15 protein-coding genes are annotated in these 16,133 nt (G+C 28.4%); 7 read left to right on the top strand and 8 right to left on the bottom strand.

Annotation, left to right across the window (positions count from 1 at the left end):
• Position 1: 1 nt before the first annotated feature.
• Genes KAR88_RS05405 through KAR88_RS05380 form a run of 6 tightly spaced genes read right to left on the bottom strand, consistent with a single transcriptional unit; the run spans position 2 to position 6,610 of the window.
• A complete protein-coding gene (locus tag KAR88_RS05405) occupies positions 2-1,099 on the bottom strand; it encodes a glycosyltransferase (protein ID WP_002777212.1) in 1,098 nt (365 codons plus the stop codon).
• Entirely contained in the window at positions 1,087-2,016 is a 930-nt protein-coding gene (locus KAR88_RS05400; protein ID WP_002777213.1) for a glycosyltransferase family 2 protein, read from the bottom strand. Before KAR88_RS05400 ends, KAR88_RS05405 begins: the two co-directional genes overlap by 13 nt.
• Complete coding sequence (locus tag KAR88_RS05395) at positions 2,009-3,085, bottom strand: glycosyltransferase (protein ID WP_002787737.1); 1,077 nt, start codon at positions 3,083-3,085, stop codon at positions 2,009-2,011. The genes KAR88_RS05400 and KAR88_RS05395 overlap by 8 nt, the downstream gene beginning before the upstream one ends.
• Positions 3,082-4,782 carry an ATP-binding cassette domain-containing protein gene (locus KAR88_RS05390; protein WP_002787738.1) on the bottom strand — a complete coding sequence of 567 codons (1,701 nt, stop codon included), beginning with the start codon at positions 4,780-4,782 and terminating at the stop codon, positions 3,082-3,084. Before KAR88_RS05390 ends, KAR88_RS05395 begins: the two co-directional genes overlap by 4 nt.
• Positions 4,776-5,762: a UDP-glucose 4-epimerase GalE gene (gene galE, locus KAR88_RS05385; RefSeq protein WP_002787739.1), complete on the bottom strand. Its 987-nt coding sequence runs from the start codon at positions 5,760-5,762 to the stop codon at positions 4,776-4,778. The genes KAR88_RS05390 and galE overlap by 7 nt, the downstream gene beginning before the upstream one ends.
• A gap of 56 nt (positions 5,763-5,818) precedes the next feature.
• Positions 5,819-6,610 (bottom strand): 3'-5' exonuclease, encoded by a 792-nt coding sequence (locus KAR88_RS05380; protein WP_031263840.1) that lies wholly within the window; start codon positions 6,608-6,610, stop codon positions 5,819-5,821.
• A 64-nt stretch (positions 6,611-6,674) separates the two neighbouring features.
• Between KAR88_RS05380 and waaC the strand changes: the two genes are divergently transcribed.
• From waaC to KAR88_RS05360, 4 genes are read left to right on the top strand one after another with little or no spacing between them, the layout of a single operon-like run.
• Positions 6,675-7,703 carry a lipopolysaccharide heptosyltransferase I gene (gene waaC, locus KAR88_RS05375; protein WP_002787741.1) on the top strand — a complete coding sequence of 343 codons (1,029 nt, stop codon included), beginning with the start codon at positions 6,675-6,677 and terminating at the stop codon, positions 7,701-7,703.
• Complete coding sequence (locus KAR88_RS05370; RefSeq protein WP_002786301.1) at positions 7,696-8,583, top strand: lipid A biosynthesis lauroyl acyltransferase; 888 nt, start codon at positions 7,696-7,698, stop codon at positions 8,581-8,583. Before waaC ends, KAR88_RS05370 begins: the two co-directional genes overlap by 8 nt.
• Positions 8,580-10,133 (top strand): glycosyltransferase, encoded by a 1,554-nt coding sequence (locus tag KAR88_RS05365; protein ID WP_134191438.1) that lies wholly within the window; start codon positions 8,580-8,582, stop codon positions 10,131-10,133. The genes KAR88_RS05370 and KAR88_RS05365 overlap by 4 nt, the downstream gene beginning before the upstream one ends.
• Positions 10,130-11,182 (top strand): glycosyltransferase family 4 protein, encoded by a 1,053-nt coding sequence (locus KAR88_RS05360; RefSeq protein ID WP_002791222.1) that lies wholly within the window; start codon positions 10,130-10,132, stop codon positions 11,180-11,182. Before KAR88_RS05365 ends, KAR88_RS05360 begins: the two co-directional genes overlap by 4 nt.
• On the opposite strand, the gene KAR88_RS05355 is transcribed toward KAR88_RS05360, so the two are convergent.
• The gene (locus KAR88_RS05355) at positions 11,179-12,378 is read right to left on the bottom strand and encodes a glycosyltransferase family 8 protein (protein WP_002797725.1); all 1,200 of its coding nucleotides are present in this window, start codon (positions 12,376-12,378) and stop codon (positions 11,179-11,181) included. The genes KAR88_RS05360 and KAR88_RS05355 overlap by 4 nt on opposite strands.
• 127 nt (positions 12,379-12,505) lie before the next feature.
• Between KAR88_RS05355 and KAR88_RS05350 the strand changes: the two genes are divergently transcribed.
• The 3 genes from KAR88_RS05350 to KAR88_RS05340 all read left to right on the top strand — a co-directional run bounded on the left by KAR88_RS05350 (position 12,506) and on the right by KAR88_RS05340 (position 15,274).
• Positions 12,506-13,687: a CDP-glycerol glycerophosphotransferase family protein gene (locus KAR88_RS05350; protein ID WP_192801332.1), complete on the top strand. Its 1,182-nt coding sequence runs from the start codon at positions 12,506-12,508 to the stop codon at positions 13,685-13,687.
• Positions 13,688-13,805: 118 nt separating this feature from the next.
• Positions 13,806-14,855: an asparagine synthase C-terminal domain-containing protein gene (locus tag KAR88_RS05345; protein ID WP_002804034.1), complete on the top strand. Its 1,050-nt coding sequence runs from the start codon at positions 13,806-13,808 to the stop codon at positions 14,853-14,855.
• A 2-nt stretch (positions 14,856-14,857) separates the two neighbouring features.
• Positions 14,858-15,274 (top strand): adenylyltransferase/cytidyltransferase family protein, encoded by a 417-nt coding sequence (locus KAR88_RS05340; protein WP_002796922.1) that lies wholly within the window; start codon positions 14,858-14,860, stop codon positions 15,272-15,274.
• A gap of 18 nt (positions 15,275-15,292) precedes the next feature.
• Here the strand turns inward: KAR88_RS05340 and KAR88_RS05335 are convergent, their stop codons facing one another.
• Positions 15,293-16,108, bottom strand: coding sequence for a glycosyltransferase family 2 protein (locus KAR88_RS05335; protein ID WP_052779189.1), 816 nt, complete (start codon positions 16,106-16,108; stop codon positions 15,293-15,295).
• Between the last annotated feature and the right edge of the window lie 25 nt (positions 16,109-16,133).

Below are 16,133 nucleotides of genomic sequence, written 5' to 3'. Positions count from 1 at the left end.
CTTATCCTAATAAATATTTTAAAGCATTGCGTGCGATTTTTGCTTTATCAAAATCAAGAGCCCTATCCTTGGCCTTTTTCTTATAAGCTTTTCTTAAATTTTCATCCTCGAGCATTGTTTTTAAGCCCATAAACATAGAATTTTCATTATTTACTTCTACTAAAAGTCCAAATTCATCATCTCCAAAAAGCTCTCTTGCACCACTTCTATGATCAGTGCAAACCACCGCACAGCCACAAGCTAAACTTTCGATTAAAACATTTGAAAAACCCTCAAACACAGAAGCAAAAGCAAAAAATTCACACTTAGACATATATTTGTAAGGATTATTATCAAAGCCCAAAAGCAAAACTTTATCTTCTAAATTCAAGTCTTTAATCAAAGCCAAAAGCTCATCTTTTAGCACTCCCTCGCCTAAAATCACAAGCTTTAAATCTGTTTTTAATCTCGCATAAGCACGGATAAGCAAGGCATGATTTTTACCCTCATCAAGCCTTCCCACGCTTAAAATAAATTTATCCTTTAAGCTTATATCTTCAAGTGCTTTTTGTTCTATTTTTTCCAAATCTATAGCATTGTATAAAATTTCACATTTTGCTTTGTCAATTTTAAAATTACACAATAAATCTTCTAAATTTCCCTTAGAATTAGGCAAAATCAAATCAGCCCTTGGGTAAAGCAAAGTAATCAAAAGTTTATTGGCTAAAGAATTGAAATTGTTTTTAGCATACATCACGCTTGGAGTGGTACATTCGTTGATTACAAGGCGAGTTTTGTTGCCAAATATTTTTGCCATCAATGCAATATAATTAGGCCTATTTAAAAAAACAAATTCTGTATCGATATTTAATTTTTGGCAAAGTTTTTTATATTTTAAAGCTAAAAAAGGAAGTTTTAAAAATTTTAAAATAGGATTTTCACTAGGTTTTGAACGCTCTAAAAAATGGATTTTGCATTCAGAAATTTCATAAGAAATTTTATCATTCATTAAAATCAAATGCACTTCAAATTTCAAACTTAAAATCGGAAGTAAAGTTGCCACTACTCTTTCAGCACCCCCACTTCCTAAAGAATAAATAAAAATCGCTAATTTTTGCATAAAGCCACCCGAATTTTTGATAGTTTTTCAATCATTTTACTTGGAATTATACTTAAAGTAAGTAATATCAAAGCAGGAGCATTGATTTTAATGCTCAAACTTTTAAACAAACAATGATAAAGTGCTTTATAATTTGCACTTAATTTTGCATAATACGCTGCCATTTTATAATAACTCGCACAAGTTTTTCTATAATCATCATCCCCAGAAGCTTTTAACTCATTTTCTAAAATTTTCGCAAGCTCTAAATACCCCAAATGCACCCTATGAGCATTTTTACTCGCTCCTAGCGTGACACTATCTTTTCTAAAAACACGATAAATTCTAAAAGCTTTATGGATATAAAAACTTTTTTCTTCGTATAAATTCACCCAAAGCGTGGCTTCGTTGCCATAAAATTCCTCGTTAAAACGCTTATTTTTAAGCAAAGAAGCCTTAAAAACAGAAAAAAATTCCCCACTAAAACGCTGCATTAAAAAATCTTTCTTAGAAATTTCATCCTCTTTTTGCAAACCTCTACCGCTAAACTCATCACTTAAAATTCCTTCTTTTTCTATAAGGCAATTTCCAAAAACATGAGAATAACCCTCATCTACTTTTTGCATTAAAACACCCAAAGCATAGGGTAAAAGCTCATCATCATCATCTAAAAAGGTTATAAATTCACCACTTGCTTTATCCAAGCCATTGTTTTTATTGCCATTAGGGCCTTGTTTGTAGTTTTGATTTAAAAAATACTTAATGCGTTTATCACTTTTTTGCAAATTCTCTACAACGCTTTTAGTATCATCACTAGAATTATCATCGCTTATAATGATTTCTAAGTCTTTAAAGTCTTGATTTAAGATACTCTGAACTGCCTTTTGAAGTAATGAAGAACGATTAAAAGTAGGAACTATAACAGAAAGTTTAGGCATTTTTAACCTCATCAATAAGCTCAAGCCATTGCTTTTTAATATGAGAAATTTCAAAATCTTCACATCTTTTTTTAGCATTTATAACGATATTTTTTCTTAGTTGCTCATCTTTTAATACAAGCTCAAGCTTTCTAGCCAAAGCTATTTCATCATCACAACCCACTAAAAATCCATCCTTATTATCGTTAATTAAGTCCTTAGCTCCATTATAATAAGAAGTTGAAATTCTACACACTTCAAAATACAAACTCTCGATCAAAACCGTTGGCAAACCCTCAACAAAAGAACAAAGACAAAGTACTTTAGCCTTTTCATAGAGCGCTTTTACATTTTCAACACGCCCTAAAAACTTCACTCTTATGCCTAAAGATTTTGCCTTATATTCAAGCTCTTGTCTTAATTCCCCATCACCAGCCACAACAAATTCATAATCCTCTTGCAATTTTTTATCTAAATGCACTATGGCTTTTAAAAACATTTGAGGGTTTTTATTTTGATCTAAACGACCTATAAAAAGCACCAAATTTTCTTTTTCAAAATGCTCATTTAAAGAAATTTCTGTGCTAAAATGACAAGGATTAGGCAAAAGTTTTACCCTTTTTACAAATTTTTCATAATAAATTTTATCACTACTTCCAAGCACGGTCAAAGCATCGCAAAAAGGATAACTCAAGCGTCTTAAAAAACGCCAAATTTTAGATTTTAAATAAGCTTCATTACTATGTTCGCTTATGATTAATGGGGTTTTTAATCCTATCTTAGCAAAAATACAAGCAATATTTGTCGTATCTAAAAAAGAGATAAAAACATCGCTTTCATTTTCTTTTAAAGCTTTTCTTAATGCCAGATATTTTTTAAAACGGCTTGCGATTTTATGATATAAAGTGTCAAATCTAAATTGCTCTAAAGTTATAAGTTTGATATTTTCTTCAAGTTTATAAAAAGAATCGCCCACATGAAATTTGATGATACTTACTTCATGCTGAGTGCAAAGCGCATTTGCTAAAGTCGCTAAAACACGCTCAGCACCTCCTGAATTTAAAGTGGCTATGATAAAAGTTATTTTCACTTTTTATCCTCCTTAAAAAGTTTGCCATGTTCTAAACGATAGATGCTATCACAACGCGTGATGGTTGAAAGACGGTGCGCAATAATAATCATGGTTTTGTCTTTAGAAATCTTATAAATTTCATCCATAATCCTTGCTTCGCTTTCAGTATCAAGCGCAGAAGTAGCCTCATCAAGAACTAGAATTTCAGGATCTAGGTACAAAGCTCTTGCGATGGCTATGCGTTGCTTTTGTCCACCGCTTAAATTACTCCCACCATCGCCTACTTTTGTTTGCACTCCTTGGGGTAAATTTTTCACAAAATGTTCTAAATTAGCTTGCTTAATCACCCTTTGAAGTTTTTCTTCATCTACTTCATCTCCAAAGCTGATATTTTTAGCAATGCTGTCATTAAAAAGATAGATATTTTGCGGGATATAACCTATTTTTTGGCGATAATTCTTAACATTTTTCATATTTAATTCATTTTTATCTACAATCACCCTACCCTCTCTAGGACTTAAAAGTCCTATGATTATATCCACTAAAGTGCTTTTTCCACAACCACTTTCTCCTATAAATGCGATCTTTTCGCCTTTTTTTATACTTAAATTTAAACAAGTAAATAAATTCTTTTTGTCTTTATATCCAAAACTTAAATTTTCTAGTCTTAATTCTTTATCAAAATCAATTTTTTCTTCACCCAAACTCTCTTCTTTTTGCTTTAAAATTTGATAAATAATATCTAAAGAAGAGCGATAATAAAGTAAATCATGATAGCTTGTAATGATACGATTTGCACTTGGCATCAAGCGATAAAGCGCTAAAACAAAAATGGAAATAGTCGCTAAAATTCCGGATATATCGCTTTGATTTTTAAATACTAAAAAAACCACTATAAAAACAAGTACACAAAAGCCAACCCCTTCAAGATAAATTCTTGGCATGGCACTTACGCTTTCATTGGTGATATTTGCCTTAGCAAAAATCTCGCTTTGAGTTTTAAAAAGATTTAAAACGCCATCTTCTTTGGTTTTGAGCTTTATTAATTTAAAATTATTTAAATTTGTATTAAGAATTTCAAAAAAATTCTTCATCGCTTCTTCGCGTTTAAGACCTGCTTTTTTAACGATAGGACTAAGAACTTTGATCAAGATAAAAGCATTTATAATCATAAAAAGACTTAAAAATAAAGTGATTTTATAATTTACTAAAAGCATGAGAGTGTAAAGTAAAAGCACGACAAAAATTTCACTCATCATCAGCAAAAATGATGAAATCATAGTGCTTAGATTGTAAACTTCTCCGGTAATAGACTTTAGAATTTCGGATTGATTTTTTTGAGTAAAATTTTCATAATCTGTATTTAAAAATTTTGCAAAAACTTTATAAGCGATAGTATGATACCTACCCTTTGAAAAGCGGGCTAAGAGGTGAAAATAATAACTATTTAACAAAGCGCGCAAAACATAAAAGACAATAAGCACAACACCAAAATAAACTATAATCTCAAAAACAGGTAAAGCAAGATAGTCTTTAAGCTGGATTAAATACTTATTTCTATCAAAATAAGAAAAATCACTAGCCAAAGTAATAAAAGGCATCACTAAAGAAATAGCAAAACTTTCTATAAAAGAAATAAAAACCGAAAAAAGCAGTAAAGAGAATAAAAATTTTTTATCCTCTTTACTCAAAATAAAAAATATTTTTTTTAGCACTGCTTTTCCCAATCAAATGCAGATTTGCAAATAAGATCCAAATCATCAAATTTAGGCTGCCAAGAAGTAAGATTTCTAATCTTGCTTGCATCAGAAATCAAAACTGAAGGATCACCTGCACGGCGTGGGGCAAGCTCGACTTTAAAATCCACTCTACTTACTCTTTTCATCGCATCAATAACCTCTTTTACACTAAAACCATGACCATAGCCCACATTAAAAATATTGCTTTCATTATTTTCTAGATAATCCAATGCCGCCAAATGAGCACTTGAAATATCATCTACATGGATAAAATCTCTTATACAAGTGCCATCTTTTGTATCATAATCATCACCAAATATAAAAAGCTTATCGCGTTTTCCTGCTGCGCATTCTGCTGCTACTTTGATAAGCAAAGTCGCTTTAGGATAGCGCTGTCCTAATTTATAATCCATACAAGCACCTGCAACATTAAAATATCTTAAAATACAGTATTTAAATTCAGGATGAGCCATATTTGCATCACGCAAAACCTCTTCACTCATAAGCTTGCTGCGTCCATAAGGATTGATAGGTGCTAAAGGACTATTCTCGCTTACAACAGGGGTTGTAGGTTCGCCATAAGTAGCTGCTGTAGAAGAAAAGATAAATTTACCCACCCCTGTTTGGATACAAGTTTGGATTAAATTGGTTGTATTAATCGTGTTATTCATATAGTATTTTAAAGGATTTTGCATGCTTTCAAACACTTCAATACTCGCTGCAAAATGCACCACTGCATCAAATTTTTCCCTTTCAAAAAGTGCTTTTACGCCTTCAAAATCACTTAAATCTTGCTCAAAAAATTTAAATTCTCTTATATTTTGCAAATCATCAATAGCAATTTTAGAACCCTTAGAAAGATTATCTAAAACGCAAATTTCATGATTTGTTTTTAAAAACTGCCTTAAAGTATGAGAGCCGATGTAACCTGCACCACCACTAATAAGAATTTTCATTTTTTACCTCGATGATTTAAAATTAAAAATCAATTTTAATATATTTATTTTAACGATTAAATTTTCATCTTAGAAATTTCATTTTCACAAGCTTTACAAAAAATTTCCACATAGGCACGATTTGCTTTTTTTGCTTTTAAAAATTCACTCATAGAATTTAAAAAATAAGCATAATCCTCATCGCTTACATTACCCTTGATCAATTCGTATTTTAAAAAAAGCATATAGGTGTTTAAAACATCACTTTCGCAATACTCGTGAATTTTTTCAATCTTATCTTCATAATAAAGCTTCATCACCTCATCGCCATGCACATCGTATTTACCTGGTAAATCTGCCATAGCACAAATCGTATCAAGCTTTAAACCCCTTGTCGAACCAAAACTTTCAAACAAATCACAATGTTTTAATTCTGAAAATCTAGTTTTATAATTATTCCACTTATCACTTTGTGTATCAAGATAATTAGCCGCTTTGATATTGTATTTTAAAGCCCTTAAAACAAGTAAAGGCATATCATAATTTTTACCATTAAAACTGACTAATTTTGGCTCGTATTTTTCAATGAAAGCAAAAAAATTATGGATCATTTCTTTTTCATTTTCTCCATCGATTTTATTTACTTTTATAAATTTTCCATAATGATCGCTAATAACTGCGCAAATGCTTACGATCTTATGATAAGGCAAGGGTAAAAACTCACTTCCGCTTTGCTCTTTTTGCCACTCTAGCGCTTTTAAGCTTACTTCTAAATCTTCTCCTTCAAAAGCCAAAGTTTTGTGAATTAAATCCGTATCTGGGATGCTTTCACAATCAAAAATGCAAATATAACCTTCATTTTTCATCATTTTTAACCTTTTTTCAAATAATTTTGCTAAAATCATAGCAAAAATTTAAAAATTTTAGGTTTTAATGAAAATAGCAATCATTCGTTTATCAGCCCTTGGGGATATTATCCAAAGTGCTGTGGTTTTACAATTTATCAAAAAATTTAAAAAAGATATAGAAATTCATTGGTTTGTGGATGAAAAATTTGAAGGCATACTCAAAAATCATCCCCTAATCGATAAACTTTATGCTTTGCCTCTAAAGGACAAAAAAATCATTCAAAGTTTAAAAATACTTTTAGAGGCTAGAAAAAATAATTATAATGCGGTTATGGATCTTCAAGGGCTTGTAAAATCGGCTATTGTGAGTAGAATTTTAAGTAGAAATAATTTTGGTTTTGATAAAAACAGCCTTAAAGAAAGCTTTGCGCATAATTTTTACAACCAAAAATTAAACATAGATTATAATGAAAATGTTTTTGTAAGATATCTGGGTCTAACTTCTTTCATGCTGAATAAGTATTTTGATCCTAAAGATCTAGCTTTTAAAGAAGATGTTTTTAGCGTGGATGAAAAATTAAAACAACTCTTAAGCGAAAAAATGCAACTTACAAAAAATAAAAAAAACATACTCATCCATGTGGGATCAAGTGAAGAAAATAAAATCTATCCTAAAACCAAGCTTGCACTACTTTGCAAACTCATCATCAAAGAATTTCCTGAAATAAAAATTTTCTTAGGCTGGGGCAATCTTAAAGAATATGAATTTGCTAAAGAAGTCATAGAGCTAGGCGCTATAAGTCAAGACAATATAGAAATAGCTCCTAAATTTAGTCTTGAAGAATTGATAGTTTTTACAAAATCCATGGATTTAATCATAGGAAATGATAGCGGCCCAACGCATCTAGCTTTTGCTTTAAATAGGCCTTCTATAACCATCTTTGGTGCAACGCCAAGCTACCGCAATGCTTTTAAAACCAATATCAATAAAATTATCGATACAGGTAAAAAAATCACAAATGCAAAACATCTTGATAAAAGCGACTTTTGTATAAGTACTATCGAAGAAGAGGATATCTTAAAACTTGTCAAGGAACTTTTCGGAGATGAATAAAGATTATCTTTACCTTAGTGCTTATTATATACTTAAATTTTTAGTCTATACTATGCCTCATTTTATTTTAAATTTCCTTGCTTTTTGTGTTTCAAAGATCGTTTTTAAACTCGATAAAAAACATAGAAAAATCATAGATATAAATTTAAAACTTTGCTTTCCCTATAAAAATGAAAATGAAAGAAAAGAACTTGCTTTTAAAATTTATAATAATTTTGCCAAATTTGGATTAGATTGCATTAAAAACCAAAACACAAGTAAAGAAAAAATTTTAGCTAAAGTCGTCTTTGACAATGAAGAAATTTTAACCCAAGCCTTAAAGGAGCAAAAAGGGGTGATTTTCGCTACTGCTCATTATGGAAATTGGGAGCTTTTAAGTCTTGCTTATGCTGCTAAATTTGGAGCGATTTCCATAGTGGGTAAACAACTCAAAAGTCAAAGAATGACCGAACTTTTAGCTAAAAATCGCACTCAATTTGACATAGAGCTTATCGATAAAAAAGGTGGACTTAGAAAAATGTTAAGTGCTATTAAAAACAAGCGTGCACTTGGCATACTTACAGATCAAAATTGCACCGATAATGAAGGGGTTAGGCTTGATTTTTTTGGTAAAAGAGTAAATTATCAAGCAGGAGCTAGCATCTTAGCCAAAAAAACAGGAGCTTTGATCATACCTGCTTATATTTATCAAGGAGAGGATGAAAAATTTCACATTAAATTTTTCAAAACCCTTGATCCTTTAAACTCTAGCCTAGAAGAACTTACAAAATACCAAGCAAAAACTTGTGAAGAAATGATCCAATTTAAGCCTGATGAGTATTTTTTCTTTCATCGTCGTTTTGCAAGCTATGATGAAAAACTTTACAAAGGTATCAAATGAATCTTGAAAAAATAAGCGTTATCATCATAGTTAAAAATGCTCAAAATACCCTCTTTGAATGTTTAAATTCTTTAAAAGAATTTGGAGAAATCATACTTTTAAACAATGAAAGCACCGATGATACCTTAAAAATTGCCAAAGAATTTCAAAAAGATTTTACGCATTTATACATTTACGAAAGCAAATTTATAGGCTTTGGAGCTTTAAAAAATCTTGCTTTAAGCCATGCTAAAAATGAATGGATTTTAAACATAGATGCGGATGAGATTTTAGAAAACGAAGCCAAAGAAGAATTAAAAAAACTTGAATTTAAAGAGCAAAATATCCTAGCTTTAACGCGCAAAAACCTTTACAAAGGAGAATGGATAAAAGCTTGTGGCTGGTGGCCTGATCATGTTTTAAGAGTGTTTAATAAAAAACATACAAAATTTAATGAAAACTTAGTCCATGAAAGCTTGATCTTATACCCAAATACTCACAAAATTTATCTTAAAAATGGACTAAGGCATTTTGCTTTTGAAAGTATTGATGACTTGCTTGACAAACTTCAAAAATACTCCAAGCTTTGGGCTTTGCAAAATTTACACAAAGAAAGTGGAATTTGCAAGGCTTTGGTGCGTGGGTTTTGGACTTTTTTTAGAAATTATGTTTTAAAAAAAGGAATTTTTTACGGATATAAAGGCTTTATCATAAGTGTATGTAATGGTTTGGGAGCTTTTTTTAAATATATGAAACTATATGAGCTAAAAAAGCAAAAGCCAAAAACTTGCGCTTTAATAATAACAACTTATAATCAAAAAGAACGCCTTAAATTAGTGCTTGATAGTGTTAAAAATCTAGCCTTTTTACCCAATGAAGTTTTAATCGCAGATGATGGTAGCAAAGAAGATACAGCAAGGCTTATTGAAGAATATCAAAAAGATTTTCCTTGTGTATTAAAACATATTTGGCAAGAAGATGAGGGTTTTCGTGCTGCAAAAAGTAGAAATAATGCTATTAAAGCTTCTAAAAGTGAATATATAATTTTAATTGATGGTGATATGATTTTAGAAAAAGACTTTGTAAAAAATCATTTAGAATTTGCAAAACGCAAAGTAATTTTACAAGGTTCAAGAGTAATTTTAAATAAAAATGAAAGCGAAGAAATCTTAAAAAACAATAATTATAGTTTAGCTTTTAATAAAAAAGATTTTAAAAGTTCTAAAAATTCTTTTTTAGCTAAAATTATCTATAAATTTTCAAAAATAGAGCAAAAATTTTTTGATACCAAGGAAATAGTAAGGGGCAGTAAAACCTGTAATATGAGTTTTTTTAAAACTGATTTTGATGAGCTTGATGGTTTTAATGAAAATTTTATTGGTTGGGGTAGAGAAGATAGTGAATTTGTAGCTAGATTTTTATTTAATAAAGGCATTTTTAGACGCTTAAAATTTAAAGCTATTGCTTATCATATTTATCACAAAGAAAATAGCAAAAAAATGCTTGAAAGCAATCATCAAATTTATTTAGATACTATTAAAAACAAAAAGATTTCTTGGAAGAACATATGAAAATAGTTTTACTCATTGGCGATATTACTATAGGAGGTGGTGCTGAAAGAGTTGTTTGCAATCTTGCAAATGCCTTTAATGAATTAGGTTATAGTGTAGAAATTTTAAGTTTTTATAAGAGTAAAGAAAATTTAGCTTATGAAGTGCATAAAAATATACAAATAAGCTTCTTTCACATAATCTCAAGAAGTAAAGTCTTTAAAAAACCTTTTTATAAGCTCTACTATAAATACTATGAAAGCTATATTTTAAAGCAAAAATACAAATATGCGGATATTATGATTTACAATAACTGTTCTCAATTTCCCTTTTTTAAAAATAAAAATACTAAGCATATAAAACTCATTCATGAGATTTTTAAACGCTACCAATTAAGAAATAATTTTTTTGACAACTTAATAATTTTATCATTACACGAACTATCAATTTGGAAACAATACCACAACAATGTTTCTTATATACCTAATTTTACACCAACAATCACAAATAAAACTCCCACTCTTAATCAAAAAATAATTTTAAGTATAGGTCGAATAACCAAAGAAGACCAAAAAGGTTTTCTAAGACTCGTTGATATTTGGGAAATAGTGCAAAAAAATCAAAGTTTCAAAGAATGGAAGCTTCATATTGTTGGAGATGGTGCTCTAAAAGAAGAATTATTTTGCAAAATCAAAACAAAAAAATTGGAACACTCTATTGTTTTATTACCTTTTAATAAAAATATAGAAGAAGAATACTTGAAAGCAAGTATTTATGTTATGACCAGTTATTTTGAAAGTTTTGGTATGGTGCTAATAGAAAGTGCAAATTATTCTATTCCTAGTATTTCATTTGATGTAAAAACAGGACCCAAAGAAATTATAGATAATAAAAGAAGTGGCTTTTTGATAGAAGATGGAAATTTGCAAGAATTTGCAAATAAACTTCAAATTTTAATGCAGGATGAAGATTTGAGAAAAAAATTTGGTAAAAATGCCAAAGAAAAAGTGCGAAAAGAATTTAGCAAAGAAGTAATTATGAAAAAATGGATAAAACTTATCAATTCTTAAAATTTTGATTTGTGGGCGTATTTCTCATACATTTTAATCATTTTATATGATTTTAAAATAATATTAATTACGCCTTTTTGATGCTTTCTAGCATACAAAACCATTTCTCCAAGCATACAATAAAGCCCATATTTTTCATCATTTAAATCTTTTGCGAACTCCATTAACTCTTTATCCTTATCTGTTTTAAGAAGTTTTTTTATACTAAATATTTGATATTTTTTACAAAAATAATATAAGGTATAACCAAGTCCTGCATAAAGTAAATAATCTTTTATTTCTTTTTTTTGTTTTAATAATTCTTCTTTAAAAACAGGTGTTACCTCTGCTATATCCCACCAATAATCATTAATATTTTTTCCATAAAAATCTTTATAAGAATGTAAAAATCTCCACGGCTTTTCACCATAGTGCAATATTTTTGGATTTTTCATACTTTGAATAAATTCTTTTCTTGTATAATTTAATCTATTTTTCTTTTCATCTTTGCATACAGTATATAAAAGTGTGATAATATTAAAGTTATAAGCAAAATCAAGTTTTAAAATTTTATCCTTGGAAATAGTTGCATTTAATAAATCCTGATCAGCTGCTTTAATATAAACGCAATTTTTAGCTAATTCTTCACACTTTTGCTCAATAAAAGCTTTTTTATATTCTTTAACATTAATTAACAAAAATCCTGAGTTAAAATAATTTTCATCAAATTTTAAAACTCTTTTTTTACCATTTTCTATAAATTTAATTTTTGCTTTCTTGCTTCCTGGATCACCTACTACTGCTATAATATTATCTTTTAAATCTATGCAAAAAAGCTCTCTAATATCACACATACAAAGCATATCAGAATCCAAATACAAACACTTATCAATGCTATCATCAAACAAAGAAATAAATTTCAATCTATAATAAGGAAGTTTTAAACTATGTGCAGCACCTGAACTTGGAAAATTTTTAAATTCATCATCTTTCATAATGTGAATTGATATTTTACAAGGATAAATCTTACTTAGCCCATTTTGTAATTTATCTAATTTTTCTTTTATGCTATCACTTAAAAAATCGCTTAATATATGAAAATGATAAATATTATTTAAAAAGTCGTTATTAGCATCAGTATTTTTAATAATGCTAGTAATTAATACTGCAGTATATTTTATATAATTTTCATCAGCACTAAATATAATATTATACATTTATTTTACTTTCTTAAAGCTTCAAAATATAAAAACTATTTCAAAAAATTTTTAAAACTATTAAAATTTTTATTATAATAATGTTGCTATAATTTTATAAAATTGCATTATACCACAAAGGCTAAAATTGACAAGAGGCAAAATTGCAAAATTTTTTACTTTTTGGATTCCCATAAGAAAAATTCGAAAAAAAATAAGACAAAAAATAGAAAATCTTTTATATATACCATATATTAAAAAAATTCAACAAACACAATTTGATATTCAACAAAAAATAAAATCAAAGAAAATATCAAAACTAAATATAGCTTTTTTTGTTATGTATGATAGCATTTTTCCCGCCAAAACATTATTTGAGAATATGAATAAAAATTCTTTATTCAATACACATTTAATTGTTATTCCAGATATTACAAAAGGCGAGGAAAATATGTATTTTCAAATGACTAAAACCTACAATACCTTTAGTTCTATCTACACAAATGTATTTTTGTCATATAATTTCAGCTCAAAAACTTTTGAAGATCTTGGAAAAGAAATGGATTTGATTTGTTTTTCAAATCCTTATGATTCAGCAACTCATAAATTTTATCAAATTAAATATTGCGCTTTACATTCCCTAACTTTTCATATTCCATACTCTTATACTGGATTTTTACAATATAATCTCAAAATTTTTAGCTCAATTGAATATAGTTTATTTTGGAAAATATTTGTAGAAAATAATAACACTCTACAAACAATTAAACAGCATCAAATGCATCAAGTAAAGAATCTTAAACTTTCTGGATATTCAAAAATGGATAGCTTAAACAACAAAAACCAATTAAGTAAAAAAACGCAACCCATAATCATTTTAGCTCCCCATCATACTGTTCAAAAAGATTTTGCACTACAATTATCTAATTTTTTAAGATTTTCCGATTTTTATTTAAAATTACCTACTATATACCCTAATGTTGATTTTATATTTAGACCACATCCGCTACTATTTATTAATTTAGAAAACAATAAAATATGGAGCAAAGAACAAATTAAAAACTACATTCACACTCTTACAAATTATGCTAATGTTAGTTATGAAAATGGTGGTGACTATTTTGAAAGTTTCATTCGCTCAGATGCCTTAATACACGATTGTGGATCTTTTATTGCTGAATATTTATATCTAGATAAACCTGAATGTTTTATTTTTCAAAATAAACAACAAATAGATCACGAATTTACCAATAATGGAAAAAAGTTCTTGAACATCTTTACATGGCTCAAACAGAAAAAGATATTATTGATTTCATTGATAATATTGTAATAAAAAATATGGATTTTTTAAAAGAAAAAAGGATACAATTTGCAAAAGAAAACATCAGGTTCAATCACCCTTATGCAACACAGTGTATAATGGACTTTATCAAAATGGAGTTAACAAAATGAATAAAATTGATAAAATTTATTGCATGAGTCATTATGTAGCTTTTAGATTTATAAAAAACGAGAATATTAATTTTTTTGAAGGGTTAAAACACAAAACCTTTCAACAAAAAGAAAATTTATTATATGAAATTTTTAATATAACAGACATCGAAAAAGTTATCAAAAAAACAATTGAAGATTTTTATATACCAAATAAAACAGCTTTGCTTTTATCTGGAGGAATTGATAGTGCTATTCTTGCATCTTATTTACCTAAAAACACAAAGGTTTTTACCTTTAAATGTATAGCCAATGGTGCAATAGATGAAACATCTCAGGCAAAAAAATACGCAGATGCTTATTGTCTTGATCATGAAATTATAGAAATGTATTGGGAAGACTTTGAAAAATTAACCCCAGAAATTTTACAATACAATAAAACACCATTTCACTCTATAGAAGTACAACTTGTTAAAGCCTGCAAGATTGCTAAACAAGCAGGAATAGAAAGAATAATTGTAGGTGATGGAGCTGATTATGTTTTTGGAGGAATGGATAAGTTATTATCTCAAGATTGGGATTATGATTCTTTTATAAAACGCTATAACTCAATTGAACCCTCAATGATCTTAAAAGATTATATAGATGTTTCTGATGTATATAAACCATACAAACTCGACAACAATAAAATAGACTTCATGGCTTTTATGAAAGATATAATGGACATAGAATCTTATACCTCTTATATGCATGCATTTGAAAAAGAAAATATTCATTATTTAGATCCTTACTCACATATGAAATTAGCATTTCCACTTGATTTGCAAAGAATTAGAAATGGTGAACCTAAATATCTAATAAGGGAGCTTTTTTCCAAACGCTATCCAAACCTTAATATTCCAGATAAAATTCCTATGCCGAGAGCAACAGAGCAATGGTTAAAAAACTATGTACCAAAACGCAAAGAATTTAAAACAGAAAATATTAACATTCTTACAGGAGACCAAAAATGGCTTGTTTATTGTCTTGAAACTTTTTTAAATATGTACGATAAAGGGGAATTATAAAAATGACAACTTTAGGCTATACTTCAGGTGTTTATGATTTGTTTCATATAGGTCATCTCAATTTATTAAAAAATGCTAAAGGATTGTGTGACAAACTAATTGTTGGAGTTACTATAGATGAATTAGTGCAATATAAAAATAAAAAATCTGTAATCCCTTTTTCTGAACGCATTGAAATTGTAAGAAGTATTAAATATGTCGATGCTGCAATCCCGCAAGAAAATATAGACAAATATCAAATGTGGGAAAAACTTCATTTTGATGTTTTATTTGTAGGTGATGATTGGTTTAATACACCAAACTGGAATATTATGGAAGAAAAATTTAAAAAAGTTAATGTAAGAGTTATTTATTTTCCTTATACCAAAGGCACAAGCTCTACTTTAATCAACGAAACGCTAAAAAACTTAAGACAATAAAAATATATCTTAAGTTTTTTAAATTGTAAGTCTTTTAATAATTCCTTCCTTTTCTCTCTCCAAAACTTCAAATAATTTCTGATGAAATTCATCATGTAAAAACTCTTTTGATAGTTTTTTTATAATTTCATTGCTTTTCTTTTTATCTTGATAATTTTGATTTAAAATTTCTTGATTTTTATTCTCATATCTTCCATTTGGATTAAATTCATAATGATAAATGCAAGTTTTAAAAACAGCTATTTTCTCACAAAACATAAAATAAACATAACAAAAAAGCACATCTTCGCCGTAACTCAAACGCTCATCGATTTTAACTTTTTCAAAAATTTTTAAGATGATATCTTTTTTAAAGCACTTCGCCCAAACCGACCAGCAAAAATGCCTTTGTTTGCTTAAGAATTCTAAAAATTCCTTTTGATTAAAAACTTCATCTTGTTTAAAGCGATAAAATTGTTTGGTTTTAACTCTATGTACAAAAGCATCAAAACAAAGCAAATCAAAGCCTTGTTTTATTTTGGTTAAAGCCACTTCGCAAGCATTTAAAGCTAAAAAATCATCACTATCTAAAAACATGATAAAATCAGCTCTAGATTTTAAAACTCCTAAATTTCTAGTCGCAAAAGTGCCTAAATTTTCATCATTTTGAAAGATTTTCACTCTCTCATCTTTTTTAGCAAATTCTAAGGCTATTTTTACACTCTCATCTTCACTTTTATCATCAATAACTAAAATTTCAATATCTCTTAAAGTCTGATTTATACAACTTTGTAAAGCTCTTAAGATAAAATCACAAGAATTAAAAAGCGGGATTATGATCGAAAGTTGTGGCATATTTTTCCTAAATTTTGTTAAAATA

It is taken from the genome of Campylobacter sp. JH23 (genome assembly GCF_017846595.1).
Classification (GTDB): domain Bacteria; phylum Campylobacterota; class Campylobacteria; order Campylobacterales; family Campylobacteraceae; genus Campylobacter_D; species Campylobacter_D coli.
Note: the sequence above shows the minus strand (reverse complement) of the source record. Positions and strands in the feature narration are given on the sequence as shown.

What these genes read in the sequence shown, in the direction of transcription:
- KAR88_RS05405 (WP_002777212.1), bottom strand. Translation starts at nt 1,099, where the DNA reads ATGCAAAAATTAGCGATTTTTATTTATTCTTTAGGAAGTGGGGGTGCT.
- KAR88_RS05400 (WP_002777213.1), bottom strand. Translation starts at nt 2,016, where the DNA reads ATGCCTAAACTTTCTGTTATAGTTCCTACTTTTAATCGTTCTTCATTA.
- galE (WP_002787739.1), bottom strand. Translation starts at nt 5,762, where the DNA reads ATGAAAATTCTTATTAGTGGTGGTGCAGGTTACATCGGCTCTCATACT.
- KAR88_RS05380 (WP_031263840.1), bottom strand. Translation starts at nt 6,610, where the DNA reads ATGATGAAAAATGAAGGTTATATTTGCATTTTTGATTGTGAAAGCATC.
- waaC (WP_002787741.1), top strand. Translation starts at nt 6,675, where the DNA reads ATGAAAATAGCAATCATTCGTTTATCAGCCCTTGGGGATATTATCCAA.
- KAR88_RS05370 (WP_002786301.1), top strand. Translation starts at nt 7,696, where the DNA reads ATGAATAAAGATTATCTTTACCTTAGTGCTTATTATATACTTAAATTT.
- KAR88_RS05365 (WP_134191438.1), top strand. Translation starts at nt 8,580, where the DNA reads ATGAATCTTGAAAAAATAAGCGTTATCATCATAGTTAAAAATGCTCAA.
- KAR88_RS05360 (WP_002791222.1), top strand. Translation starts at nt 10,130, where the DNA reads ATGAAAATAGTTTTACTCATTGGCGATATTACTATAGGAGGTGGTGCT.
- KAR88_RS05355 (WP_002797725.1), bottom strand. Translation starts at nt 12,378, where the DNA reads ATGTATAATATTATATTTAGTGCTGATGAAAATTATATAAAATATACT.
- KAR88_RS05345 (WP_002804034.1), top strand. Translation starts at nt 13,806, where the DNA reads ATGAATAAAATTGATAAAATTTATTGCATGAGTCATTATGTAGCTTTT.
- KAR88_RS05340 (WP_002796922.1), top strand. Translation starts at nt 14,858, where the DNA reads ATGACAACTTTAGGCTATACTTCAGGTGTTTATGATTTGTTTCATATA.
- KAR88_RS05335 (WP_052779189.1), bottom strand. Translation starts at nt 16,108, where the DNA reads ATGCCACAACTTTCGATCATAATCCCGCTTTTTAATTCTTGTGATTTT.